The sequence below is a fragment of the Amycolatopsis sp. NPDC049159 genome, assembly GCF_040648295.1.
Taxonomy (GTDB): Bacteria; Actinomycetota; Actinomycetes; order Mycobacteriales; family Pseudonocardiaceae; genus Amycolatopsis; species Amycolatopsis pretoriensis_A.
Genome location: NZ_JBEZDL010000005.1, coordinates 138,358 through 161,236 on the forward strand (window position 1 = coordinate 138,358; position 22,879 = coordinate 161,236).

Here is a 22,879-nt window from a genome sequence, read left to right on the forward strand (position 1 = left end):
CCTCGCCGGACGCGGTGAACGAGTCGTTCACGTCAGCCGGCGAGCTCCCGGATCCGGGCCAGCGCCGCCCGGACTTCGGCGAAGCCGGTCGTGAGCGGGCTCAGCCCCACGCGGATGCCGTCGGGACGGCGGAAGTCGATCAGCACGCCGTTTTCGATCAGCACGCGGGACAGCCGCTCGGCGTCGGGGTGGCGGAGGGTGACGTGACCGCCGCGGCGGTCGTCGTCGCGGGGCGAGGCGACCTCGAACCCGAGCGGGACCAGCCACTCGTCGGCGAGGGCGAGCACCCACCGGCCCAGCGCCACGGCCTTGGCGCGCACGCGGTCGATCCCCGCCTCGGCCAGCAGCGCGACGCCTTCCTGGACGCCGACCATGCCGAGCACCGGCGGCGTGCCGGACAGCGCCCGGCGGATCCCCGGCGCGGGGACGTACTCCGCGGCCATGCCGAACGTGTCGGCCGCGCCCATCCAGCCGGTGATCGGCTGGCCGAACTCCGCTTGGTGGCGGGCGTTGACGTAGAGGAACGCGGGCGCACCGGGCCCCGCGTTGAGGAACTTGTACGTGCAGCCGACGGCGAAGTCGGCGCCCGCCGCGTCGAGCTCCACCGGGATCGAGCCGACGCTGTGGCAGAGATCCCAGACGGTGAGGGCGCCGCGTTCGTGCACCAGCCGCGTGATCGCGGCCAGGTCGGCGATCGCGGCCGAGCGGTAGTCCACATGGGACAGCACGACCGCCGCGGTGCGCGGCCCGGTCACCGCCGCGACGTCTTCGGGGCCGACGTCGCCGGCCTCGATCCACCGGACCGTGCGCCCGAGTTCGGCGGCGACGCTCTCGACCAGGAACCGGTCGGTGGGGAAGTTCGCGGTGTCCGTGACGATCTCGTCGCGCCCCGGCCGCAGCGCGACGGCCGCGCGCAGCACCTTGTAGAGGCACACGGACGTCGAGTCGGCGACGATCGTCTGGCCCGGCGCGGCGCCGATCGCGACGCGGCCGAGTTCGTCCCCGATCGCTTCGGGCAGCGCCAGCCAGCGCTCTTCCCACGACCGGATCAGCCGGCCGCCCCACTCTTCGGCGACGAGCTGCTGCAGCCGGTCCGCGGTGGCGCGCAGGGGACGGCCGAGCGAATTGCCGTCCAGGTAGGCGACGACGCCGGGATCGGTGATCGGGACGAACCGCTCGCGGAAGGCCGCCAGCTCGTCGTCCGCGTCGAGGCGCGCCGCCTCCGCCTGGGTGGTCAGCGGTTCTTCTCCTTCACCCGCACGGTTTCCTTGCGCACTTCGGCCTGCGTGGCGCGTTCCCGCACCAGCCAGTCGGGGCTGTCCGCCTTCAGCGCGTCGATCTCGTCGGTGGTGAGCGCTTCGGTGATGCCGCCGCGCGTGAGGCCGCCGATGGAGACGCCCAGCTTCGCCGCGACGACCGGCCGCGGGTGCGGCCCGTTCCGGCGCAGCTCCTGCAGCCATTCGGGCGGGTCGGCCTGCAGCGCGTTCAGTTCGTCGCGGGAGACGACACCCTCCTGGAACTCCGCGGGGGTGGCTTCGAGGTACACGCCCAGTTTCTTCGCCGCCGTCGCGGGCTTCATGGTCTGGGCGGTTTTGTGCGACGTCATGCCGTCCAGGGTAGCCAGCCGGGTGCCCGGTAACCTGACCCGGTGACCTCGTTCCGCCTCGCCTACGTTCCCGGAGCGACCCCCGCCAAGTGGGTGCGGACCTGGGCCGAGCGCGTGCCGGCGGTCCCGTTGACCCTGGTCCCGGTGGCCGCGGCGGACGCGACGGCCCTGCTTCGCGCGCGCGAAGCGGACGCGGCGCTGCTGCGCTCGCCGATCGACCGCGAGGGCCTGCACGCGATCCCGCTCTACACCGAGACGACCGTGGTCGTGGTGGCCAAGGACCACCTGATCGCGGCGGCGGACGAAGTGTCCACGGTGGACTTGGCCGACGACGTCGTGCTGCATCCCCTGGACGACACGTTGGAGTGGTCTTCCTTGCCGGGCCGCCCGGCGGTTTCGCGCCCGGAGACGACGGCGGACGCGATCGAACTCGTGGCGGCCGGCGTCGGGGTGCTCGTCGTCCCGCAGTCGCTGGCCCGCCTGCACCACCGCCGCGACCTGACCTACCGGCCGCTCGCGGACGCGCCGCAGTCGAGCGTGGCGCTGTCGTGGCTGGAGGACGAGACGACCGACCTGATGGAGCAGTTCATCGGCATCGTCCGCGGCCGCACGGTCAACAGCACGCGCGGCCGCGCTCCGGCTGCGGCTCCGGCGCCGGCTGAGCGCAAGCGTCCGGCGCGGAAGCCGTCGCCCCCGAAGCCGGCCCGGCGCACCGGCGGCGGCGCGGGCAAGCGGCGCCGCCGGTCCTGAAGCTCCCCGGGCTCAGGCGTGCGGCGTCAGGCGGTCGTGCAGACGCAGTTGCCGTCGGCGCGGTCGGCCAGGTCGGGGTCGTCGAACCAGTGGCCGTCCTCCCCGAGGTAGCGGAAGTGCAGCACCGTGCCGGGGGTGACGTCCACCGACGCCGAGCGGCGGCCGTTGGAGCGCGGGGTGAGGTGGTGGCGGCCGGGCGTCCAGTCGTTGAACGATCCCACGACGCTCACCCGTCCGGGCGGTGCGGCGAGCGGGAGACTGAAGGTGACGCGCTGGGTGCCGGCCCGGCTCTTGCTGATCTTGATCACTCGGTGGCGGCCTTTCGCGGAGGGCGGTCGGGAGGGGCGTGCTCGGCACTGAGCGCCGACATGGTCGCACAGCGGTGACGATTCGGTCACGTGGAGTGCCCGATGGAGTTACCGGGCCGCTCAACGGTTCGCCACCGTCCGGGTGGTCCTCGGGTGAACCATGATCATCTCGGGTTCATCGCGGGCCCCCGGTGGGAAACTGGCTGCCGTGACTGTCGTCGTCGATCGTCAAGTCAAGGATCCGTGTGCCTGGCTCAGCGCCGTCACCCACGAGCTCGCCGTCGCCTCCCCGGCGGACAGACGCGCGGTGCTCCTGACGGTGTGGGACGGGCTGGCCGCCGCCCGGCTGGCCGGACTGTTCGCGGCCGCGGCTTCGCCCCGGTGGCGAGCCCGGCAGCGCCACGCCGAATCCGTCGAGTTCGACCTCGCCCTGCAGTTGGCGCGCGAATGCACCATCGCCACGGGCTTGGCCATCCCGGCCCGGCTCCCGAGAGCCGCGGTCACCTGGCCGGAAGAGCGAGCCGACGCGGCGATCGCGGCGATCGTGTCGTTCTGCGGCACGGCCGAAGCGGTCCTGCGCCGGGCAGGCGAGCTGACGCCGGTGTGGGAGGACAGCCTGCTCGGGCCGGTGGCCCTGACGAGCTGGCTGGCGGAGTGCTGGACGGGCCGCCACGCGGGTTGCCCGCTGCAGCTCCCGGTGCCTCGACCGGCGTGGTGGCGCTGACGTGTCCGTCAGGTCAAGTCTGGGCCGCCGGTGGTGTACCGGGGCGGTGGAGAGGAGGCCGGGGTGACCGAAACGGCCCCGCTCAGAAGAATCCCGGACCCCGCTCGTGCGGCGATCCGCGCGCTCCTGCTGGCCGAACTGACCGCCGCCCACCGGCGAGTCGAGGCCGCGGGCTGCCCACCCGAGGTGCTGACGCGCGTGTTCGAGGCGCGCCGGAGCTGGCTGACCGAGCTCGGCCCGACGGCCCCGCCCAAGTCGGCTTAGGTGCCCGGGTCCGGTGTCCCGACGCGCGGCCGGCTCGGCCCGATCCGGTGTGCGCCGCACAGCTGGCCCGCGCTGGCAGCCGACTTGCGTCGGGCGGGCGACCTGGGCCGGGCAGGCGACTTGCGCTGTGCAGCCGACCTGCGTCGGGCAGGCGGACCCGCGCCGTGCGGCCGATTTGCGTCGGGCGGGCGACTTGCGTCGGGCAGTCGACCTGCGTCGGGCGGGAGACTTGCGCCGGGCGGCCGACCTGGGCCGGCCAGGCGACTTGCACCGAGCAGTCGAGGTGCGTCGAGCAGGCGACTCGCGTCGGGCGGTCGACTCGCGCCGCGCAATCGACCCTGGCCGGGCAGCCGACCTGCGCCGGGCAGCAGACCTGCGCCGGGCAGGCGATTTGCACCGAGCAGTCGACCTGCGCCGGGCAGGCGATTTGCACCGAGCAGTCGACCTGCGTCGGGCAGGCGACTTGCGCCGCGCAGGCGATCTGTATCGGGCGGGCGACTTGCGCCGAGCGGCCGACCTGCGTCGGGCGGGCGACTTGCGCCGCGCGGCCGCCCCGGACCGCGCGGCCGCCCCGGACCGCGCAGCCGACCTGCGCCGGACAGCCGCCCCGGACCACGCAGCCGATCCGGGCCGCGCAGCCGACCCGAGCCGCGCAGTCGACCCGGGCCGTGCGGCCGATCGCCCTCAGCGGTCCAGGATGGCCAGCACCGTCGCCACGATCCCCTCGAGCCGCTCCCGGTCCGCGAGTGCGGTCGCCAGCCAGTCGTCGCGGGTCGAGTCGCCCACTCCCGCCGCGCCGAACAGCACGCGGAGCACGGCCGTGACCACCTCCTTCGGGGGGTCGCCGCGGGCCAGGCGGGTCTCGATCGCCGTCAGTGCGCGCTCGGCCAGTTCCACCAGCTGTGCGTCCTCGATCTCGTCCGGGCCGACCAGCTCCAGCGCCGGCAGCTCCGCCGCGTTGTCCGCCGGCATCGGGGCCACCGGGGCGCGCTTGTGGCCCAGCGGCCGCTCGACGTGCTCGGCGTACCACTTCGGGTGGGAGCGCATCGCCGTCAGCACCTTCCGCACTTCGCGGTCGATCGTGTCGCGGTCGGCCACCGCCTCGCCGGTCACCTCGGCGCGCCGCGCGGCCCACGCGTCCAGGGGCCACAGCTCGGCGCCCGCCGTCGTCGGGACGCCGGCCCAGGTCAGGACCTGCACCGCCAGGTCGCACAACCAGGCGTCGCCGGCGAGGGCGTCGCCCAGCCAGGACGGGAGGCGAGGGCGTTGCAGGGCCCCGATTTCGCCGCGCCGGCGCCGGTGGGCGTCGACCGTCGCCGGGTTGAGGCGGGTGGCCAGCCAGCCTTCGAGGTTCTCGATCGGGTCGGTCGCGCGCCGCAGCGCGTGCTCCACCACCGCCTCGACGTCGTCGTGGAAGCGGTCGAGGCAGTCGGGGCGCAGCCACTCGAGGCCGCGCGCGCAGTCCGGGTGCCGCCGGCGGCGTTCCAGCGGCTTGGTGATCCGCGTGAACACCAGCGGCCACGCCACGCTGTAGACCGCGCCACGCAGCCGGGCGCGGACGCCGGGCGTCGCGCCCGCGGCCGAGTCGGCGAGCAGGCCGTCGCGGGCCAGCCGGCGGACCCCCGCGACGTCGGTGCTGTCGAGCAACCCGTCCTCCCGATGTCGTCGACGGGAAAATGGTCGGACAGGCGGCGAACCGGAAAGGGCCGCGCGCAGGCCGAATCACAGCGGAAATGGCCAGGCACTGGCCAACCCGGAATCACCTGATCGGCGCATCGAGTACGCCCGATCGCCCGGAAGTCCGCGTGCCACAATCGAATTCCCATGGCACACGAGGACGGTTTGCTCCGGGAACTCACCACTTTGCGGCGCGGCTGGGGATTGGAAGCCGATCGGCTGCGGAGCCGGCTCGGGCCGCTCGTCTCGGGCTGGTGTGAAATCCACCGGACGGCGAGCGACCGCGACGCGCGGCGAGTTCTCCGTGAAATGATTTCGGCCGCGATCGCGGATTTCCCGGAAGCCGACCGGCTGGCGGTGAACGTCGCGCTCGGCATCGCCACCGGAACGCAGCACGCCCGGCTCAGCGACCGGGTCACCATCCTCGCCGAGCGCCTCCGGGTCTCCGAACGCACGGCGCGGCGCCGCATCGACCGCGCCTTCGTCCGGCTCGCCGCCGAAATCCAGGCCGGCTCGCAGCCCGGCGAAGGCGCGCCCGATCCGGACCGGGGCTGGTTCGTCAAACGGCTCAAGGCACTGCTGCGGCTGGACACCGCCGAGCCGGAGCTGATCGAGGAACGCGTGATCGTGGCGACCCAGGACGGGCTCCGCCGGATCTCCGCGCAGTTCACCGTGCCCCGCACGGACGACGGCCTGGACGGCGAGCGGCACGTCGCCGCCGACGCCCAGCACGGCGTCCGGATCAGCGACCGGAGCCGGGAGGGCCAGCGGCACTTCCGCTGGCTGCTCGACCTGCCACGGCCGCTGTCCCGCGGCGACAGCCACACGTATTCGCTGGTCCTGCGGGTCCAGGACGGCCGCCCGATCCGGTCGTCCTACACGTTCGTGCCGCTGGTGACGTGCGAGTCGTTCACGGTCCGCGTGCGCTTCGACCCGGACCGGCCGCCGCGGTCGGTGTGGCGCCTGGACCGCGTCGCGCCCTCGGTGCTCGCCGACCCGCCGCAGCCGGGCGCGCCGCTGGACCTCGACGGCGCCGGCGAGGTCGCGCAGGACTTCGCCGCGCCGCAGCTCGGGTACGCCTACGGGCTGCGCTGGCTACCCGACCAAGATATTCCTTGACATGAATATTCTGCTTGGTGAATACTCTGCTGCATGGACGGGATCGCAGCAGCACTCGGGGACGCCGCGCGGTGGCGCATCGTCGAACTCCTGGCCGAGCGCCCCCGCTCGGTCGGCGAGCTCGCCGAGCTGACCGGGCTGCGGCAACCGCAGACCACGAAGCACCTGCAGACCCTCGCCCGGGCCGGTCTCGTCGCCGTCTTCCCGCTGGGGCAGCGCCGCGTCTACGCCCTCGAGGCGGAGCCGCTCGCCACCTTCGCGGGCCGGCTGCGGGAACTGGCCGAGGCCACCGCGGGCCACGCGGGTGAGCGGGACGTCGTCGCGCGCTACCGGGCGGCCATCGAGGCGGACTCGGCGGTCGCCGGCCGGGACCGCTGGGCGGACGGGCGCGAGTTCGCGTTCGACCGCATGCTGCCCGTGTCACGCGAGACCGTCTGGCGGTACTGGACCGACCCGGACCTGCTGGCGTCGTGGTGGGTCCCGGCACCGTTGACGCTCACCGACTGCGGCATCGAGCCGCGGCCGGGCGGGCGGGCCGTGATCGCCTACCGCGACGCCGACGGCGAATACCGCTCCGAAGGGAAGGTCCACGCCGCGGACGAACCCGGGCACCTGGCGTTCGACCTCGCGGTGCCGGGCCCGGCCTCGTTCACCGGCCACTACGACCTGACGTTCACCGAAGTCCCCGAGGGCACCCGGCTGCGCCTCGGCCTGCGCATCACCGCCACGACCACCGAGGCCCTGTCCGCCATCGCCGGCATCGAAACCGGCTGGGGCCAGGTCCTCGACAACCTCACCGCAGTACTCATCGAGAAGGGTTGACCACCATGACCGACCGCAAGGTGACCGCGAACCTGAGCATCACCCTCGACGGCCGCTACCACGGCCCCGCCGGGCCCGCCGACATGGGCGCGATCGTCACGTACGCGATGACCGACGTCGCGCGCCGCCACCTCACCCGCATCTGGGAAGGCGCGACGACGGCGGTGCTCGGCCGCCGCAACGCCGAGGGCTTCCTCGGCTTCTGGCCGACGGTGGCCGCGGACGAGAACGCCGACCCGCGCGACCGCGGCTACGCGAAGTGGCTGGTGGACGTGGAGAAGGTGGTCTTTTCGACCACGCTGACCGAGGCCCCGTGGGAGCGCACCCGGCTGGTGAACGCGCCGGCCGCGGACGTCGTCGCCGAGCTCAAGGCGTCGGGGTCGGGCGAGATCCTGGTCAACAGCAGCGCGAGCGTCATCAAGGCGCTGCTCGAGGCGGACGCGCTGGACCGGCTGTACCTGATGGTCTGCCCCGAAATCGCGGGCGGCGGGCCGCGGCTGTTCGACGACGGCCTGCCCGCGTCGAAGTGGCGGCTGACCCACCACGAGACGGGTGAGCTGGGGGAGACGGCGGTGGTCTACGACCGGGTGCGCTGAGGAGTCCGGAGTGGACGGTTCGGCGCAGTGGGGAAATGGTGGGGCGGGCGGGGCTCGAACCCGCGGCCAAGGGATTATGAGTCCCCTGCTCTAACCAACTGAGCTACCGCCCCCTGACCCCGGCACGCGGATTTGCTTCCGCACAGAAGTCTCAGTTCGCTTCAAGTTATCACAGCGGCCATCCGGGCAGATCCGGTAGGCCAAACAGGTTGAAGTGGCCGCCGACCGGCGCACGCTCGTCTAGGTTGCAAGGGCGTCACCGCTGAACGGAACGGCGGGAGGGACCGATGGCGGCAGCCACCCCGCCCGACCGCCGGGCGAGCCGGCTGGCGCTGCTGGACGCGTTCACCGCGGGGGCGGGCCTGGGCTTCCTCGCGCACCAGTACCGGGAGGCGCTCGTGGCGAACCCCGTGGTCGTCGGCCTCGTGCTGGTCTTGCTGTGCGCACTCGGGTTCCTGATCCGCGCCGCCGCGCGAGCCCTCTTCCGAGCGGGCTCGCGCGTCGACGCGATACTGGCGGAGGAACTGCGGGACAAGCCTTCTCCGCACCCCCGGTGACGGAAGTCGTTGCGGAGCAAGGCTAAAACCGCGGATTCCGCTCAGGTGCCCGCGCTGGGTGCTGTGGTCGGCGTGGTGGGTGTGGTCATCCCCGGCGTGGTGGATGCCGGGGGAGTGGTGGGTGTCGTGGTGACTGTGGTGGGCGGCGGCGCCGCCGCGCCGTAAGCCGCGTAGGTGAACCAGATCTGGCCGAACGTCTTCGGCGCGGTCTGGGTGAACATCGCCCGCACCTGGAACGTGGTCGCCGTGAACGAGCCCTGCACCGTGTTGAGCATGAACGCGTTGAAGGGCCCGGGCGTGTTCGCCGACACCACGACCGCCTCCGGCACCTTGCCGAGGGCGTGGGTGACCGTGCAGAAGCCGTTGCCGTCGGTCACGCAGGTGGCTTGCGCCGCCTGGACGATCTGGACGATCGGGGCCGGTGCCGGGCCGACGGCGGCGGACGCGCCCGCGAAGGCGACCGCGCCCGCGGTGACCACGAGCGCGCCGCCCAGTGCGGCGAGTGCGGTTCGAACCTGAAGTGCCATGGTGGATCCTCCCCTGGGAACGTCGCCACCGGGATCGCTCCGCCGGCCGCCGCCGTTACGCCCGACTGTCCACAACGGACGCGAACCGGTACCGGGACGTCCCGAAACCCCCGGCCGTGCTCAACTCCACCGGCTGCAGGCGGATCTGCGTGCCGCCCGGGTGGTCGAAGAGCCGGACCCCGTCGCCGAGGAGGATCGGGGCCACGTGGACCAGGACCTCGTCGAGCAGGCCCGCCTCCAGGCAGCGGCGGGCCGTCGTCGGGCCCAGTACCGCGACACAACCGTTGCCCGCCGCCGAGGACGCCGAAGCGACCGCCGTCCGCAGGTCCGCCTCGAAGGTGAACCCCGGCTCGGCCGTGGCCGGGTCGTCGCGGGTCACCACGAAGACCGGGACCCGGACGCGCCCGCCGTAGACCTCGCCCTCCGCCGTCGTCGCCGGGGCGTACGTGTTGTGTCCCATGACGACCGCGCCGATCTCGCCCAGCAACCGCTCGACGACCGGGTTCGGGCCGGCGGGCAAACCGCGGAGCCAGGACATGTCGTCGGCGGGGCCGGCGACGAAGCCGTCGAGGGACATCGTGATGTGGAACAGGACCTGGGCCATGGGTGCCGCCTTCCGGTGGGTGACACCGGTACCGACGAGCGGGGCCGGCGGAACTCATCGGTCAGGCGGGCACGAGTTCCCGCTCGTCCGAGGCGGCGTAGCGCCGAGCGAGCGTCGCGCAGACGATCAGCTGGATCTGGTGGAACAGCATCAGCGGCAGCACGATCAGCCCCACCTGCGTGTGCCCGAACAGCACCGTCGCCATCGGCAGGCCGCTCGCCAGGCTCTTCTTCGACCCGCAGAACACGATGGTGATCCGGTCCGCGCGGGCGAACCCCAGCAGCCGGGCGCCCCAGCCGGTCGCGGCCAGCACGACCGCCAGCAGCACGCCGCACACCGCCACCAGCACCAGCAGGTGACCGAGGTCGAGCCGGTGCCAGATGCCTTCGACCATGCCCGCGCTGAACGCCGTGTAGACCACCAGCAGGATCGACCCGCGGTCGACCAGCTTCAGCGGCGCCGCGTGCGCGGAGATCCAGCCGCCGATCCAGCGCCGCGCCAGCTGGCCCGCCACGAACGGCGCCAGCAGCTGCAGCACGATCCCCAGCACGGCCGAACCGTCGACGCCGGCGCCGTCGCCCGCGAGCAGCAGCGCCACCAGCAGCGGCGTGAGCACGATCCCGGCCAGGTTGGACAGCGACGCGCTGCAGATCGCCGCCGCGACGTTGCCGCGGGCGATCGAGGTGAACGCGATCGACGACTGCACGGTCGAGGGCAGCACCGCTAGGAACAGCAACCCGGCGGCCAGCTGGGCGGGCAGCACGGACGACGGCAGCGCGAACAGGGCCAGGCCGAGCAGCGGGAACAGCACGAACGTCGCGCCGAGCACGACCGCGTGCAGCCGCCAGTGCCGCAGCCCGTCGAGGGCTTCCTGCGTGGACAGCCGGGCGCCGTACAGGAAGAACAGCAGCCCGACGGCGATCGTCGTGGCGGTGCCGAAACCGGCGGCCACCGCGCCCGAAGCGGGAAACAGGGTGGCGACGCCGACGGTGGCGAGGATGGCGAGGACGAACGGGTCGAGACGCAACCGGGACATGGATCTCCTTCCACAGTCATTGTCAGCGGCTCCGCGTTCATTGTGAACCCCGATGACCGGACTGACTGTCATCGCGAATTGCGATAAAGTGCCCCGGTGCTGGACCCGCGCCTGTGCCGCTCCTTCCTCGCCGTCGCCGAGACGCGCAGCTTCACCGCGGCCGCGCGGCGGCTGGGCGTCGGGCAGCCGACCGTCAGCCAGCACGTCCGGCGGCTCGAGCGCGACTCGGGCGGGCTGCTGTTCGCCCGCGACACCCACACCGTCGAGCTCACCGCGCGCGGGCAGGCGATGCTGGGGTTCGCGCAGACGGTCGTCGACACCGAAGAACGCGCGGAGCGGCACTTCCGCGGCGCCGAACTGCGCGGCCGCGTCCGATTCGGCGTGTCCGAGGACTTCGCGCTCGGCGAGCTGCCGGAGATCCTGCACCGGCTGCGCCGCAGCCACCCGCTGGTGGACGTCGAGCTGACGGTCGAACTCTCGGACGTCCTCGCGCAGCGGCTGCGCGCCGGGCAACTGGACCTGGTGCTGGGCAAGCGCCGCCCGGGCGCGCACCACGGGCGGCTGCTCTGGCGGGAGCCGCTGGTCTGGATCGGCTCGGCGGCCACGGTGCTGGAGCCCGGTGAGCCGGTGCCGCTGGTGCAGTACCCGATGCCGTCGATCACGCGGCAGCTGGCGGTGGAGTGCCTCGAACGCGCCGGCCTCGAATGGCGCGCGGCGTGCCAGACGTCGAGCCTGACCGGCCTGCGCGCCGCGGCGGCGGCCGGGCTCGGCGTCACCCTGCACGCGCGCAGCCTCGTCCCGGCCGACCTCATCGAGCTCGACGGCCTGCCCGAACCCGGCGACATCGAGTTCATGCTGCTGGCCAGGGAGTCGATGGCCGGTCCGGCGGCGGCGCTGGCGGAGTTCGTCCTGGAGCGGGTGCGGCGCTGAGTCAGTCCTCGTCGCCCAAGAGTCTCCGGAGGCGCCCGAGCGCGCGGTGCTGAGCGACGCGGACGGCGCCGGGGGTCGAGCCGACCGCGGCGGCCGTCTCCTCCGCCGACAGCCCGACCACGATCCGCAGCACGACGATTTCGCGCTGCTTCGCCGGGAGCACGTCCAGCAGCTTGGCCAGCCGCTCGTTCAGCTCGAACCGCAGCGCCCGCTGCTCGGGGCCGACGGCTTCGCTGACCCCGTCCGGGATCTCGGGGACCGGGTCGGTGCGGTTGCGCGCCGCGGCGCGGTGGGCGTCGGCCACCTTGTGCTGGGCGATGCCGTAGACGAACGCGAGGAACGGCCGGCCCTGGTCGCGGTAGGAGGGCAGCGCGGTGAGCACGGCGAGGCACACCTCCTGCGCGACGTCGTCGGCCGAGGCGAACGAACGCTCGTGGCGCCCGACGCGGGCCCGGCAGTAACGCACCACCAGCGGGCGGATGGTGGCCAGCAGCCGGGCGGTCGCGGCGTCGTCGCCGGCGATCGCGTCCGCGACCGGCTCGTCGTGCCGTCGCCAGTGCGACGGGAACGCGTCGGCGGGCTGCGCCGCGGCGATCTCCCGGACGAGCACCCTGCTGCGCACCCGCAGCAGGGTGCCCTCCACGTCGAGGCCGGCCCGCAGCGAGTCGTGCAGCGCGGTATTGGACTCCCGCAGCAGCTCGGTGATCGCCCGGTCCCCGTACTCGGTTGCCGGCATGGTGCTCACCTTTCCCTGTCCCGCTGGTCACCGGGTCGGGCGACCCGGAGGCGCCGGAGGCGCTCCCGCACGTGCCGGAGGGTGGACCGGACGGTCGCCGGTGCGATCCGCAGGGCCTCCGCGATCTGCGCCGGGGAGAACCCGTCGAGGGACCACGCCAGGACCATCCGCTGCCTGCCGGGCAGCGACGCGAGCAGCTCGATGAGCCCGGCGTGCTGGTCGACCAGCACGGTGAGCTCGTCGTCGTCCCGCGGATCGCCCGCCAGCGTCCAGTCCGCCCGCGCGTCCCCCACGCCGTCGAGCAGCCGCCCCGCGACCCGGCGGACCCACGCGCGCGGGTCGTCGAGGGTCGGCCACGCCTCCAGCGCGTGGACCATCGCTTCGGCGGCCGCGTCCCGCGCGGTCTCGACCTCGAACCCGGCCTTGCAGAGGAACGCCACCAGCGGCGCGAAGTCGGCGCGGAAGAACGCGTCGAAATCGTCGTGACCGCCCACGGACCCCTCACCACCCCTCGCCTCCACAAGGACAGGTGCGCCGAGGTGACCGCTACGTGTAACGATTCGATCAAGACTCCCCGGTAGGAGTAATGGCGCGCTTCTCCTTGGTGACACTTCGTGACGAATGACGACGGACAAGTCGGGTACCCGGGTTCGATGACCCACCGAGACGTGATCGAAAACCCGGTGCGGACGTCCGCGCGCCCGGGCGCCGATCGGCGCCGGCCGGGTCCGCGAACGGCGGATTCCGGTCGCCGCGCCCGCGCCGGGAGCCGGGGCGCCGCCGACGACGGCACCGCACGGGCCGGCCGGCCGTGTTTCGGCCGCGCCTGGGGTGGAAAGCCGTGTGGTGCAAGGAAGAGACCGGTCGGCCGCAGCTGCTGACCGAGGCGGTGGCCGGCACCCGCCGCCGCCGGAGCGGCCGGGTCGCGCGGGGCGCGGCCGCGCCGATCGGGTGACGTGATCGACATCGAGATCCCGGGAAGAAGGGCGTACTCTCATGTGTTGCAGTCTTGGTTGCCCGGAGGGTGAGCCGGGGACCGAAGCCAAAACCCCTTGACCGATGCGGATATGCTCGCGCGTCCGCGGCGGTCAAGTCGGTTGACGCGCGATGACAATGGGAAACAGAAGAACCGAAGGAGGTGACTGAAGGAAATGGAAGCCACGATGACGGGCTGGGCGGAACTCGCGGCCTGCAAGGACGAGGACCCGGAACTGTTCTTCCCGATCTCCGCGGTAGGCCCCGGCGCCCGGCAGACAGTGCAGGCCAAGGCCGTGTGCGCACGCTGCCCGGTGCGCGCCGAATGCCTCGGCTACGCGCTCGACAACGGGCTCGACCACGGTGTTTTCGGCGGGACCACCGCCGAGGACCGACGCCGGCTGGCGCGCACCGCGCCGCAGCGGCACCGAGTGGCCTGACCGCCGCCCGGTGACCTCTCCCGGCGGCCTCGAGCAAAAACACCGAATCCGGAAGAAAATGGATCCGGGAGTGTGCGTGCCCGGGCGGGTGATTCCTGTGCGAATCACCCGCCCGGGTTTTTCACGTCCGCGTTCGGGTCGCTATTCGCTGCGCACCGGGATCGCGTTCACCACGACGCGTGCTCACCCGGCCACGTTTCGGGCAGGTCCCAGGCGGCGGCCGGCACCGACTCGAACGCGGCCATCGCCGTGATCAGCCCGTCTTCGACCGTCAGCACGCTGACCCCGAACCACCGGAAGCCGTCTTCGCCCGGCCGCCGCAGGTAGGTGGCCACGGCCGGCCGGCGGTTGGCGCGGACCGGCCGCATCCGGAACCGCCCGACGCAGTGCGGCGACGCCGGGTCCATCGAGAGCGACAGCGCCCGGATGATCGACGCGCGGTTGTCGAACCAAAGCGTGTACGGCGGCATGATCGCCTGGGCGTCTTCGCGCAGCAGTCGCGCGACCGCGGCGGGGTCGCCGTTCTCGTACGCGGCGATGAACCGCTTGAGCAGCGCGGCTTCCTCGGCCGTCGGGTCGCCGGCCGTCCACTCGGCACGGTGCGCGGGCAGCCGCTCACGCAACGTCGTCCGCGCCCGCTGGAGCGCGCTGTTCGCCGAAGCCACGCTCGTCTCCAGCGCCGCCGCCGTCTCCTTCGCCGGCCAGCCGAGCACGTCGCGCAGGACGAGCGCCGCCCGCTGCCGGGGCGGCAGGTGCTGGAGCGCGGCCAGGTAGGCGAGCTCGATGGTCTCCCGGTCGACGACGGCGTCGTCCGGCCCGGCCCCGTCGAGCAGCCGGTCCGGGTACGGCTCGAGCCACGGCAGGTCGGCGGCCGCGATCGGCCCGTTCGGCTCCCCGGCCGGCCCGAGCTGATCGGGCAGCACCCGCCGGGGCCGCCGGGCGAGGACGTCGAGGCACGCGTTCGTCGCGATCCGGTACAGCCACGTGCGCGCGCTCGCCCGGCCTTCGAAGCCGTCGCGCGCCTTCCACGCCCGCAGGAACGTCTCCTGCGCCAGGTCCTCGGCGTCACTCAGCGAGCCGAGCATCCGGTAGCAGTGCACCTGGATCTCCCGGCGGTGCCGCGCGACGAGCGTCTCGAAGTCCGGAGTGCGACCCACCCGGGCACGCTAGCGCACCCGGGCTGCAAGACTGTGCCGAAACCGGGGCTCTGCCCCGGGCCGGGGGCTCCGCCACCCGGAACCCCCGAAAGAGAGGCTGTGCGGTGAGCGGAACGGTGCTGGTGCTGGGCGGACGCAGTGAAATCGGGCTGGCCCTGGCGAAACGCCTGGTCAGCGGGGACACCCGGCGGTTCGTGCTGGCCGCGCGGCCGGGCGCGGACCTGACCGCGGAGGTCGCCGCGCTGCGCGAGGCCGGCGCCGAAACCGTCGAGACCGCGGACTTCGACGCCGACGACCTCGCCGCGCACGGCCCCTTCCTGGAGAAGGTGACGGCCGAGCACGGGCCCCTGGAGACGGTGGTGCTCGCCTTCGGCATCCTCGGCGACCAGTCCCGCGCGGAAACCGACGCCGCCCACGCCGCGGCGGTCGTGCACACCGACTACGTCGCCCAGGTCGGCGTGCTGACCCACGCCGCGAACCTGCTGCGCGCCCAGGGCCACGGCACACTGGTGGTGTTCTCGTCGGTGGCCGGGATCCGCGTGCGCCGCGCGAACTACGTCTACGGCTCGGCGAAAGCCGGTCTCGACGGCTTCGCGAGCGGCCTCGCCGACGCCCTGCACGGCTCGGGGGTCCGCCTGCTGCTGGTCCGCCCGGGCTTCGTGGTCGGCCGGATGACCGACGGCATGGCGCCGGCACCGTTCTCGAGCACCCCGGACCAGGTGGCGGAGGCGACGGCGGCGGCGTTGCGCCGGGGCCGCGGCGTCGTGTGGGTGCCGGGCGTACTCCGCCCGGTGTTCTTCGCGATGCGCCTCCTGCCGCGCGCGATCTGGCGCCGCATGCCCCGCTGAGCCGGCCGCTGTGGCCGGCGCCACAGCACTTTCCCGTGCGCGCGCCGGTGCGGTCCGTAGCGAAAACCGGCCGATCGGCCCGAACCGGCTCGGCCGATCGGGCAGCGTCACGACCTTCCTACAATTTTCTCAGGTGATTCCCAGCTAACCCGGTGATCCTCGAAGGAGGGGATCCGCCCGAGGGAAGCAAGGGGAAGTGTCGTGCTGCTGTCGTCCCGGGGGCGCCGCATCGGAGGGCGCGTGGCCATCGGCGTCGTGTCGACGCTGGTGCTCGCCGCCACCGGGTACGCGTGGACGCAGCTGAGCAAGCTGGACGCGGGCATCGTCACCGCGGACGTCATCCCGCCCTCGGCGCAGATCGACGAGCAAGACGCGATTCCCGGCGAGCCGCTCAAAGTGGCCCAGAACATCCTGCTCGTCGGGATCGACGCGCGCACGGACGCGTACGGCAACCCGTTGCCGCAGAACGTGCTCGACGCGTTGCACGCCGGCAGCGGCGACGACGGCGGCGACACCACCGACACGATGATCGTCGTGCACATCCCGGCGGGCGGCGCGGCGGCCACCGCCATCTCCCTCCCGCGCGACTCCTATGTGGACATCGCGGGCGGGTACGGCAAGCACAAGATCAACTCGGCGTACAGCCGCGGCAAGAACGCCTCGATGTCCGGCCTGCGCGCCGAAGGCCTGAGCGGCGCGCAGCTGGAGGTCGCGGCGAACGCGGCGGGCGCGAAGACGGCGATCCAGACCGTCGAGAAGTTCACCGGGCTGACCATCAACCACTACGCGGCGATCAACCTCGCCGGATTCGACGCGCTGTCGCAGGCGGTCGGCGGCGTCGAGGTCTGCCTCAAGGCGCCGGTGCACGACAGCTACTCGGGCGCGGACTTCGCGGCCGGGCCGCAGACGCTGTCCGGGGCGCAGGCGCTCGCGTTCGTCCGGCAGCGCCACGGCCTGGCCAACGGCGACCTCGACCGGATCGCGCGGCAGCAGGCGTTCCTGTCCGGGATGGCGAAGAAGGTGCTGAACGCGGGCACCTTCACCGACGTCTCGAAGCTGAACTCGCTGGTCGGCGCGGTGCAGGGCGCCGTGGTGCTGGACAAGGGCTGGGACGTGCTGAGCTTCGCGCAGCAGCTGCGGGGGATGACCTCGGGCGCGATCGCGTTCGCCACCATCCCGGTGCAGAGCCTGTCGCTGCAGACGCCGTCCGACGGCGACGCGGTGAAGGTCGACCCGGCGCAGGTCCAGCAGTTCGTGCGCACGGCGATCAGCACGCCCGCGGTGCAGGCCTCGGGCGACGACACGACCGGCGGCGTCAAGCCGGTCGCGGCGACCACCACCCGGACGCCGGACAGCAAGCAGCCGGCGACCAGTACGGCCGCCGGCTGCGTGAACTAGCCCGTCACACGAACGCGGACTGCCCCGTGATCGCCTTTCCGACGATCAGGGTGTTCATCTCGCGCGTGCCCTCGAACGAGTAGATCGCTTCGGCGTCGGCGAAGAACCGCGCGACGTCGTATTCGAGCACGATCCCGTTGCCGCCGAAGATCTCCCGGCTCCAGGCGACGACCTCGCGCATCCGCGAAGTGACGAACGCCTTGGCCAGCGACGACTGCTCGTCCTTGAAGATCCCGGCGTCCTGCAGGCGGGCGAGCTGCACGAGCATGCCCCACGACGCGGTGATGTTGCCGAGGCTCTTCACGAGCAGGTCCTGCACCAGCTGGAACCGCGCGATCGGGCGGCCGAACTGCTTGCGCTCCTGCGAGTAGGCCAGCGCGGCTTCGTAGGCGCCGATCATCACGCCCAGCGCCTGCCAGGCGACCCCGCCGCGGGTGGCGCGCAGGATCTCGGCGACGTCGCGGAAAGAGTCGATGCCCTGCAGGCGGTTCGCCTCCGGCACGCGGACGTCGGTCAGGGTGATCTCGGCGTTTTCGACGATCCGGAACGCCGTCTTGCCCTGGATCTTCTCCGGCACGAAGCCGGGCATGCCCTTCTCGACGACGAACCCCTTGACGTGGTTGTCGTCCAGGTCGCGGGCCCACACGACGACGTAGTCGGCGAAGGTCGCGTTGCCGATCCACTTCTTGGCGCCGTTGAGGATCCAGGTGTCTCCGGTCCGCTTGGCCGTGGTGCGCATGCCACCGGCCACGTCGGACCCGCCGAGCGGCTCGGTCATCGCGAACGCGCCGATCTTGTCCATCGCCGCCATCTCGGGCAGCCAGCGGTCGCGCTGTTCCTGGCTGCCGCCGCTGTAGATCGAGTACATCGCGAGTCCGTTGTGGACACCGAAGAACGTCGCCACGGACGCGTCCGTGCGGCTCATCTCCATCGCCATCATGCCGGTGAGCAGGTGGCTGACGGCGGCCTTGTGCTCGCCGTAGCCCTCGTACGGCAGGCCGGCGAGACCGCTTTCGCGGAACATGCCGATGAGTTCCTCCGGGAAGGTGCCGGCTTCCCAGTTCTCGTTCACCAGCGGCTTGACGTCGTTCGTCATGAACTCGCGCGCCTTCACGAGCAGCTTGCGCTCGTCGTCGGCGAGCAGCGCCTCGAAGTCGTAGAAGTCGGCGGTCAGCTTGTCCTTCAGCGGTTCCATGTCAGTTCTCCTCCACTGCGTGCAAAACGGCGAGCTGCTTGCGGTCGCGCGTCTCGGCCAGGTCCGAGTACGTGGAGGAGCCGTAAGCGGTTTCGACGGCTTCGATCAGCCGTTCCTGCTCTTCGGGGCTCTGGCTGGGGGTGCCCAGCCCGGCCCACATCTTCTTCATGGACTTGCCGATGTGCTCGGCCATGTGCCGGTAGCCGCCGGGGCCGCCGCCGAGGTGCGAGCCGAGGAACGGCCCGACCGTGGCCCAGCGGATGCCGAGCGAGTTCGTGATGACCTTGTCGAGCTCTTCCGGTGTCACGACACCCTGCTCGACGAGGTAGATCGCCTCGCGGCTGAGCGCGTTCTGCAGCCGGTTTCCCACGAAGCCGGGCATCTCCTTGCGTTCCACGACCGGCGTCCGGCCGAGGGAGGTGTAGAACCCGACGGCCCGCTCGACCGACTCGTCGCTGGTGCGCTCGCCGGGGACGACCTCGACCAGCGGGATCAGGTGCGGCGGGTTGAACGGGTGTCCGATGAGGACCCGGCTGCCGTCGATCTCCTCGGTGAACGCGGTCGAGGGGATGGCGCTCGACGAACTCAGCAACAGCGCGTGCTGCGGAGCTTCCTCGACGAGCTGCTTGAACAGGTCCTTCTTGAACTCGACGTTCTCCGGCCCGTTCTCCTGCACGACGTCCGCCGCTTTCACTGATTCAGTGACGCTTTCGGCGATGCTCACCCGGCTCGCCAGCTCGGCGGCGGTGGTGCCCAGGTGCGGCGCGAACGTCTTCAGCGCTTCGGCGACGGCGTCGGCGAGGTCGGGGCGGGGGTCGGTGACCCGGACGGTCAGGCCGTGGTGGGCGAACAGCGCCGTCCAGGACAGGCCGATGGTGCCGGCGCCGATCACTGTGGCGTTCTTCATGACTGCACTCCCTTCAGGTAGTCGAAGACCGGCTTGACCGGGGCGAGCGTCAGGTCGGTGAGGATGTGGCTGGCGGAGACGACCTCCAGCACCGGCAGGTCGGCCAGCGGCGCCAGGACGTGCTGGAACAGCTGCAGCCGCGCGGGGCCGGTGTAGGCCTCCTTGACCACGACGTCGGTGATCTCGGTGCGGACCAGTTCCTGCACGCGCGGCGCGCCGTCGTAGCCCGGGATCGTCTTGAGCATGAACGTCGGGACGGTGATCTGGCGTTCGGCCTCGCGGGCGTCCAGCTCGTGGTGCTTGTAGCCCATGGTCGCGGTGGCCACCCGGAGCGTCCCGTAGTCCAGCGTGCCCACGAGAACACCGTTGTCGACATAGAGCTTCGGGCTGCCGACCGTCTTCGGGTACGCGCTGACCTCGCGCCCGGACGCCGTCGCCGGGAAGTTGTCGAGGTACATCGCGTGCAGGTACTCGCCGCGCTCGCCGTCGAAGCTGACGTCGATCGCCTGGCCGGACTCGGTGTAGGGGCCGTAGCCGGAGACGTCGCCCATCTTCATGACTTCGAAGCGCACCAAGGGTTCTTCGACCTTCAGCGGCTCCGGCACGACGGCGCGCAGGGCGTCGGCGTCGGTGCGGTAGACGATGTTCAGGTACTCGCGGTTCGTGAACCTCGGGACCACGGGCGCGAACGCCGGGGCGGTCAGGGGAGTGGTCACGTGCCTGCGGACTTCGTCGATCTTCATTTTATTCGCCTGTCCACTTCGGAGCGCGGCGCTCGGCGAAGGCGGTCATGCCCTCGCGGACGTCGGCGGACTGCATCAGCTTCTTGATTTCTTCCCGCTGCACGGCCGCGGGATCCGCGGCACGCGCGATCTTCTTCACGGCGGCGAGCGCCAGGGGTGCGTTCTCCGCCAGCTTCTCGGCCAGCTGGAGTGCGACGGCGGCGGCGTCACCGGCCGGCGTCACGCGGTTGACCAGGCCCAGTTCGCCGGCGCGGCGGCCGCTGACCGGCTCGCCGGTCAGCAGGAACTCCATCGCCAGGTGGTGCGGGATCCGCTTCGGCAGCCGGAGCACGCCACCGCCCGCGGCGATCAGGCCGCGCTTGACTTCGGGGAGGCCGAGGCGGCTGTGTTCACTGGCGACGATCAGGTCGCAGCCCAGCGCGAGTTCGAACCCGCCGCCCATGGCGAACCCTTCGACGGCGGCGATCAGCGGCTTGCCCAGCTCGGCTTCGGTCAGCCCGCCGAACCCGCGGCCCGGGATGTCGGGCGACTCGCCCTTGAGCGCGGCCTTGAGGTCCATCCCGGCGCTGAAGGTGTTCTCGGCGCCGGTCAGGACACCCGCCCGGAGCGTGGGATCGGCTTCCAGCTCGTCGAGGGCGGCGGCCAGCTGGGTCGCGACGGCGGCGTTGACCGCGTTGCGGGCCTGGGGCCGATCGATCGTGATCAGCAGGGTTCCGCCGATCCGCTCGGTGCGTACTTCACTCATGACTTCACACTTCCTTGACGCCACTTTCGTAGGGAAAGTTGCGTTGGTCTAGACCAGTTCGGCGAGGACTTCGGCGGTGTCCTGGCCGGCCAGCGGGGCCAGGCGGCGGATCGAGCCGGGCGTCGCGGAGAACTTCACGGGGATGCCGACCGTGCGGATGGTGCCCTCGCTCGGGTGCTCGACGGTGTCGAGCAGGTGGCCGTCGCGGACGTAGGCGTCCTCGTGCGCGCGGTCCAGTTCGAGCACCGGCGCCATCGGGATGCTGTGCTTCGCGCAGACCTCGGCCCACTCCTCGGTGGTCAGCGCCGGCGCGCACGCGGCGATCTGCTCGGTCAGCCACTCGTTGTCGGCGCGGTCGATGGCGTCGCCGTTCACGCGCGCGTCCGCCGCCAGCTCGGGGCGTCCGGCCGCGGCGAAGAAGTCGCGGAAGTTCTTCGGGTTGTAGGGGATGACGCAGGCGAGGCCGTCCTTGGTGTGGACCGCGGCGTGGCCCTTCGTCATCGACAGCCCGAACCCGGTGGGGCCCTCGGCCGGCTCGTAGGTGTGCCCGGCGAGGTGCTCGACCAGGTTGAACGCGAGCAGCGTGTCGGTCATCGGGATCTCGATCTGCTGGCCCTCGCCGGTCTTGTCGCGGTGGACCAGCGCGGCGAGCACGCTGTAGGCGATGGTCAGCGACGACACCTTGTCGCCGATGATCGTCGGCAGGTAGACCGGCTTGCCCAATGCGCGGTTGGCCACGTCGACCAGGCCGGAAGAGGCCTGCACGGTCTCGTCGTAGGCGGCGTTGCCGGCCTGCGGGGAGTCGCCGCGGAAGCCCTGCGCGTGGGCGTAGACCAGGCGGGGGTTGCGCTCGGCGACGTCGGCGTAGTTCAGGCCGAGGCGGCTCAGCGCGCCGGGGCGCATGTTGGTGATCAGCACGTCGGCGGTGTCGATCAGCTTCAGCGCCTGCTCGCGCTCGGCGTCGTCCTTGAGGTTGAGGGCCACGCTGCGCTTGTTGCGGTTCACGTTGAGGTTCAGCGCGGTCATGCCCGGCGTGGTCCGGTAGCTGCCCACCCGGACGGTGTCCGCGGGGGACTCGATCTTGATCACGTCGGCGCCCAGGTCACCGAGGATCTGGGCCGCGTACGGGCCCATGACCACGGTCGAGAGGTCGATCACGCGCACGCCGTCCAGCGGTCCGGTGCTGTTCATCGTTCGTCCTTTCGCGCCTTGCTGTTTCGCTCTACCTACGAAGCTAATAGCGTGGGCGCTGAAAGGGAATGATCATGATGCGAACAATGGTATGACCGCAGTGGTCATACCATTTGTCAGCTGGTGAGGGGTTCGGCGAAGATCGCTTTCGCGGCATCGACGAGTTCTCGCAGGTCGCCGTCGGTGCGATCACGCCGCCAGAGCAGGCCGGTGTCCAGCTGGGGCCGGAAATCGGTGAAGGGCAGCACGATGACGTTGTCGAGCCGGTAGCCGTGCATCGGCGACTTCTCGTCGAGCATGGAAATGGAGAACGCCTCGCCGCTGGAAATGATTTCGGACGTCCCGCCGTACCCGGTGTTGGTCAACCGGATGCGTTTCTTGACGCCGAGTTCGCTCAATTGGTGGTCCAATTGGTCGAAATACGCGGGGACGATTTCACCCGGCGGGGCGACGTACGGGAAGTCGGTCAGCTCGGCCAGGCTCACGGAGTCCCGCCCGGCGAACAGCTCGGCCGGCACGACGGCCCCGAGCCGTTCGCTCATCACGGGCAGCTGCTCCAGAGCGGGATCGGTGACCGGCAGCCGCGCCAGCGCGAGGGCCAGCTTGCCCTCGTGCACCCCCTGCACGAGATCGGCGGTCGTCCCGGGCCACCGCTTGAGCTCGTAGGTCTCCCGAACGCGCCCGGCGAGGGCGTTGACGCGGTCCCGCAGATCGGGGTGCACCCCGGCGGGCATCCCGAGGAAAACGGTCCGCCGCTGCGGCCGGGTCGCCTCGGCGAGCTTCCACGGAATGGCCCCGACCTGTTCGAGAACGTCCCGCGCGAGGGGCAGCAACGCGGTCCCGGCGTCGGTGAGGGTGACGTGGTGGGTGCTGCGGTCGAACAGCTGCTGCCCGAGCTCGTGCTCGAGGTCCTTGATCCGCTGGGACAGCGGCGAGGCGGCCATGTGCAGCTTCCGCGCGGCGGCGGAGAAGTTCAGCTCCTCGGCGACCGCGACGAAGTAGCGCAGGTGCAGCATCTCCACGT

The 22,879-nt window shown here is 71.9% G+C and carries 27 protein-coding genes and 1 tRNA gene; 11 read left to right on the forward strand and 17 right to left on the reverse strand.

All coding sequences use genetic code 11. From position 1 onward, the window contains the following. Positions 1-32 precede the first annotated feature (32 nt). Complete coding sequence (locus AB0B33_RS11545; RefSeq protein WP_360770370.1) at positions 33-1,238, reverse strand: aminotransferase class V-fold PLP-dependent enzyme; 1,206 nt, start codon at positions 1,236-1,238, stop codon at positions 33-35. Beyond that, positions 1,235-1,606 (reverse strand): DUF5997 family protein, encoded by a 372-nt coding sequence (locus AB0B33_RS11550; protein WP_247020965.1) that lies wholly within the window; start codon positions 1,604-1,606, stop codon positions 1,235-1,237. The genes AB0B33_RS11545 and AB0B33_RS11550 overlap by 4 nt, the downstream gene beginning before the upstream one ends. A gap of 42 nt (positions 1,607-1,648) precedes the next feature. Here AB0B33_RS11550 and AB0B33_RS11555 point away from each other — a divergent pair, with 42 nt between their 5' ends. After that, complete coding sequence (locus tag AB0B33_RS11555; protein WP_360769836.1) at positions 1,649-2,356, forward strand: LysR substrate-binding domain-containing protein; 708 nt, start codon at positions 1,649-1,651, stop codon at positions 2,354-2,356. Between the two features lie 26 nt (positions 2,357-2,382). Here the strand turns inward: AB0B33_RS11555 and AB0B33_RS11560 are convergent, their stop codons facing one another. Beyond that, positions 2,383-2,664, reverse strand: a complete 282-nt coding sequence (locus tag AB0B33_RS11560; RefSeq protein WP_247020969.1) for an isoamylase — start codon at positions 2,662-2,664, stop codon at positions 2,383-2,385. Positions 2,665-2,872: 208 nt separating this feature from the next. Here AB0B33_RS11560 and AB0B33_RS11565 point away from each other — a divergent pair, with 208 nt between their 5' ends. Both AB0B33_RS11565 and AB0B33_RS11570 read left to right on the forward strand, forming a co-directional pair. After that, positions 2,873-3,388: a hypothetical protein gene (locus tag AB0B33_RS11565; RefSeq protein ID WP_247020971.1), complete on the forward strand. Its 516-nt coding sequence runs from the start codon at positions 2,873-2,875 to the stop codon at positions 3,386-3,388. A gap of 63 nt (positions 3,389-3,451) precedes the next feature. Continuing rightward, complete coding sequence (locus AB0B33_RS11570) at positions 3,452-3,652, forward strand: hypothetical protein (protein WP_360769840.1); 201 nt, start codon at positions 3,452-3,454, stop codon at positions 3,650-3,652. A gap of 684 nt (positions 3,653-4,336) precedes the next feature. On the opposite strand, the gene AB0B33_RS11575 is transcribed toward AB0B33_RS11570, so the two are convergent. Further along, the gene (locus tag AB0B33_RS11575) at positions 4,337-5,299 is read right to left on the reverse strand and encodes a hypothetical protein (protein WP_360769843.1); all 963 of its coding nucleotides are present in this window, start codon (positions 5,297-5,299) and stop codon (positions 4,337-4,339) included. A 177-nt stretch (positions 5,300-5,476) separates the two neighbouring features. Here AB0B33_RS11575 and AB0B33_RS11580 point away from each other — a divergent pair, with 177 nt between their 5' ends. The 3 genes from AB0B33_RS11580 to AB0B33_RS11590 are packed head-to-tail and all read left to right on the forward strand — an operon-like array spanning position 5,477 to position 7,866. Continuing rightward, a complete protein-coding gene (locus AB0B33_RS11580) occupies positions 5,477-6,448 on the forward strand; it encodes a hypothetical protein (RefSeq protein WP_360769844.1) in 972 nt (323 codons plus the stop codon). A gap of 33 nt (positions 6,449-6,481) precedes the next feature. Continuing rightward, the gene (locus AB0B33_RS11585) at positions 6,482-7,270 is read left to right on the forward strand and encodes a metalloregulator ArsR/SmtB family transcription factor (protein ID WP_360769847.1); all 789 of its coding nucleotides are present in this window, start codon (positions 6,482-6,484) and stop codon (positions 7,268-7,270) included. Further along, entirely contained in the window at positions 7,267-7,866 is a 600-nt protein-coding gene (locus tag AB0B33_RS11590) for a dihydrofolate reductase family protein (RefSeq protein WP_360769850.1), read from the forward strand. Before AB0B33_RS11585 ends, AB0B33_RS11590 begins: the two co-directional genes overlap by 4 nt. 36 nt (positions 7,867-7,902) lie before the next feature. Here the strand turns inward: AB0B33_RS11590 and AB0B33_RS11595 are convergent. Further along, positions 7,903-7,979, reverse strand: a tRNA-Ile gene (locus tag AB0B33_RS11595). 174 nt (positions 7,980-8,153) lie between these two features. Here AB0B33_RS11595 and AB0B33_RS11600 point away from each other — a divergent pair. Beyond that, the gene (locus tag AB0B33_RS11600) at positions 8,154-8,423 is read left to right on the forward strand and encodes a hypothetical protein (RefSeq protein WP_360769852.1); all 270 of its coding nucleotides are present in this window, start codon (positions 8,154-8,156) and stop codon (positions 8,421-8,423) included. 41 nt (positions 8,424-8,464) lie between these two features. Here AB0B33_RS11600 and AB0B33_RS11605 read toward each other — a convergent pair whose 3' ends face one another. The 3 genes from AB0B33_RS11605 to AB0B33_RS11615 form a co-directional block, all read right to left on the reverse strand. Then, positions 8,465-8,950, reverse strand: coding sequence for a hypothetical protein (locus AB0B33_RS11605; RefSeq protein ID WP_360769854.1), 486 nt, complete (start codon positions 8,948-8,950; stop codon positions 8,465-8,467). A gap of 55 nt (positions 8,951-9,005) precedes the next feature. After that, positions 9,006-9,554 (reverse strand): dihydrofolate reductase family protein, encoded by a 549-nt coding sequence (locus tag AB0B33_RS11610; RefSeq protein WP_360769856.1) that lies wholly within the window; start codon positions 9,552-9,554, stop codon positions 9,006-9,008. Positions 9,555-9,615: 61 nt separating this feature from the next. Further along, positions 9,616-10,590: a bile acid:sodium symporter family protein gene (locus AB0B33_RS11615; RefSeq protein ID WP_360769859.1), complete on the reverse strand. Its 975-nt coding sequence runs from the start codon at positions 10,588-10,590 to the stop codon at positions 9,616-9,618. Between the two features lie 96 nt (positions 10,591-10,686). Between AB0B33_RS11615 and AB0B33_RS11620 the strand changes: the two genes are divergently transcribed. Then, positions 10,687-11,520, forward strand: a complete 834-nt coding sequence (locus AB0B33_RS11620) for a LysR substrate-binding domain-containing protein (RefSeq protein WP_086865023.1) — start codon at positions 10,687-10,689, stop codon at positions 11,518-11,520. A 1-nt stretch (position 11,521) separates the two neighbouring features. On the opposite strand, the gene shbA is transcribed toward AB0B33_RS11620, so the two are convergent. Continuing rightward, positions 11,522-12,115 carry an RNA polymerase sigma factor ShbA gene (gene shbA, locus AB0B33_RS11625; protein WP_247025049.1) on the reverse strand — a complete coding sequence of 198 codons (594 nt, stop codon included), beginning with the start codon at positions 12,113-12,115 and terminating at the stop codon, positions 11,522-11,524. Between the two features lie 146 nt (positions 12,116-12,261). Then, a complete protein-coding gene (locus tag AB0B33_RS11630; RefSeq protein WP_360769863.1) occupies positions 12,262-12,750 on the reverse strand; it encodes a sigma-70 family RNA polymerase sigma factor in 489 nt (162 codons plus the stop codon). Positions 12,751-13,407: 657 nt separating this feature from the next. On the opposite strand from AB0B33_RS11630, the gene AB0B33_RS11635 reads away from it, so the two are divergent. Next, complete coding sequence (locus tag AB0B33_RS11635; RefSeq protein WP_247020990.1) at positions 13,408-13,671, forward strand: WhiB family transcriptional regulator; 264 nt, start codon at positions 13,408-13,410, stop codon at positions 13,669-13,671. Between the two features lie 167 nt (positions 13,672-13,838). Here the strand turns inward: AB0B33_RS11635 and AB0B33_RS11640 are convergent, their stop codons facing one another. After that, entirely contained in the window at positions 13,839-14,828 is a 990-nt protein-coding gene (locus AB0B33_RS11640; protein ID WP_360769866.1) for an RNA polymerase subunit sigma-70, read from the reverse strand. Between the two features lie 104 nt (positions 14,829-14,932). Here AB0B33_RS11640 and AB0B33_RS11645 point away from each other — a divergent pair, with 104 nt between their 5' ends. Beyond that, on the forward strand, positions 14,933-15,676 hold the full coding sequence (locus AB0B33_RS11645) for an SDR family NAD(P)-dependent oxidoreductase (protein WP_360769869.1): 744 nt from the start codon (positions 14,933-14,935) through the stop codon (positions 15,674-15,676). Positions 15,677-15,877: 201 nt separating this feature from the next. Continuing rightward, complete coding sequence (locus AB0B33_RS11650; RefSeq protein ID WP_360769872.1) at positions 15,878-17,074, forward strand: LCP family protein; 1,197 nt, start codon at positions 15,878-15,880, stop codon at positions 17,072-17,074. Positions 17,075-17,078: 4 nt separating this feature from the next. On the opposite strand, the gene AB0B33_RS11655 is transcribed toward AB0B33_RS11650, so the two are convergent. The 6 genes from AB0B33_RS11655 to AB0B33_RS11680 form a co-directional block, all read right to left on the reverse strand. Continuing rightward, a complete protein-coding gene (locus tag AB0B33_RS11655; RefSeq protein WP_360769874.1) occupies positions 17,079-18,269 on the reverse strand; it encodes an acyl-CoA dehydrogenase family protein in 1,191 nt (396 codons plus the stop codon). A gap of 1 nt (position 18,270) precedes the next feature. Continuing rightward, positions 18,271-19,176: a 3-hydroxyacyl-CoA dehydrogenase NAD-binding domain-containing protein gene (locus AB0B33_RS11660; RefSeq protein WP_360769877.1), complete on the reverse strand. Its 906-nt coding sequence runs from the start codon at positions 19,174-19,176 to the stop codon at positions 18,271-18,273. Further along, on the reverse strand, positions 19,173-19,919 hold the full coding sequence (locus AB0B33_RS11665; RefSeq protein WP_360769880.1) for an acetoacetate decarboxylase: 747 nt from the start codon (positions 19,917-19,919) through the stop codon (positions 19,173-19,175). Before AB0B33_RS11665 ends, AB0B33_RS11660 begins: the two co-directional genes overlap by 4 nt. A 1-nt stretch (position 19,920) precedes the next feature. Continuing rightward, a complete protein-coding gene (locus AB0B33_RS11670) occupies positions 19,921-20,664 on the reverse strand; it encodes a crotonase/enoyl-CoA hydratase family protein (RefSeq protein ID WP_360769883.1) in 744 nt (247 codons plus the stop codon). 48 nt (positions 20,665-20,712) lie between these two features. Beyond that, complete coding sequence (locus AB0B33_RS11675) at positions 20,713-21,855, reverse strand: CoA transferase (protein WP_360769886.1); 1,143 nt, start codon at positions 21,853-21,855, stop codon at positions 20,713-20,715. Positions 21,856-21,971: 116 nt separating this feature from the next. Next, positions 21,972-22,877 carry a LysR family transcriptional regulator gene (locus AB0B33_RS11680; RefSeq protein WP_360769889.1) on the reverse strand — a complete coding sequence of 302 codons (906 nt, stop codon included), beginning with the start codon at positions 22,875-22,877 and terminating at the stop codon, positions 21,972-21,974. Positions 22,878-22,879: the final 2 nt, after the last annotated feature.

Coding starts and splice junctions, on each gene's coding strand:
- AB0B33_RS11610 (WP_360769856.1), bottom strand. CDS start 9,554: ATGGCCCAGGTCCTGTTCCACATCACGATGTCCCTCGACGGCTTCGTC.
- AB0B33_RS11635 (WP_247020990.1), top strand. CDS start 13,408: ATGGAAGCCACGATGACGGGCTGGGCGGAACTCGCGGCCTGCAAGGAC.
- AB0B33_RS11615 (WP_360769859.1), bottom strand. CDS start 10,590: ATGTCCCGGTTGCGTCTCGACCCGTTCGTCCTCGCCATCCTCGCCACC.
- AB0B33_RS11670 (WP_360769883.1), bottom strand. CDS start 20,664: ATGAGTGAAGTACGCACCGAGCGGATCGGCGGAACCCTGCTGATCACG.
- AB0B33_RS11660 (WP_360769877.1), bottom strand. CDS start 19,176: ATGAAGAACGCCACAGTGATCGGCGCCGGCACCATCGGCCTGTCCTGG.
- AB0B33_RS11655 (WP_360769874.1), bottom strand. CDS start 18,269: ATGGAACCGCTGAAGGACAAGCTGACCGCCGACTTCTACGACTTCGAG.
- AB0B33_RS11585 (WP_360769847.1), top strand. CDS start 6,482: ATGGACGGGATCGCAGCAGCACTCGGGGACGCCGCGCGGTGGCGCATC.
- AB0B33_RS11665 (WP_360769880.1), bottom strand. CDS start 19,919: ATGAAGATCGACGAAGTCCGCAGGCACGTGACCACTCCCCTGACCGCC.
- AB0B33_RS11550 (WP_247020965.1), bottom strand. CDS start 1,606: ATGACGTCGCACAAAACCGCCCAGACCATGAAGCCCGCGACGGCGGCG.
- AB0B33_RS11580 (WP_360769844.1), top strand. CDS start 5,477: ATGGCACACGAGGACGGTTTGCTCCGGGAACTCACCACTTTGCGGCGC.
- AB0B33_RS11675 (WP_360769886.1), bottom strand. CDS start 21,855: ATGAACAGCACCGGACCGCTGGACGGCGTGCGCGTGATCGACCTCTCG.
- AB0B33_RS11600 (WP_360769852.1), top strand. CDS start 8,154: ATGGCGGCAGCCACCCCGCCCGACCGCCGGGCGAGCCGGCTGGCGCTG.
- AB0B33_RS11605 (WP_360769854.1), bottom strand. CDS start 8,950: ATGGCACTTCAGGTTCGAACCGCACTCGCCGCACTGGGCGGCGCGCTC.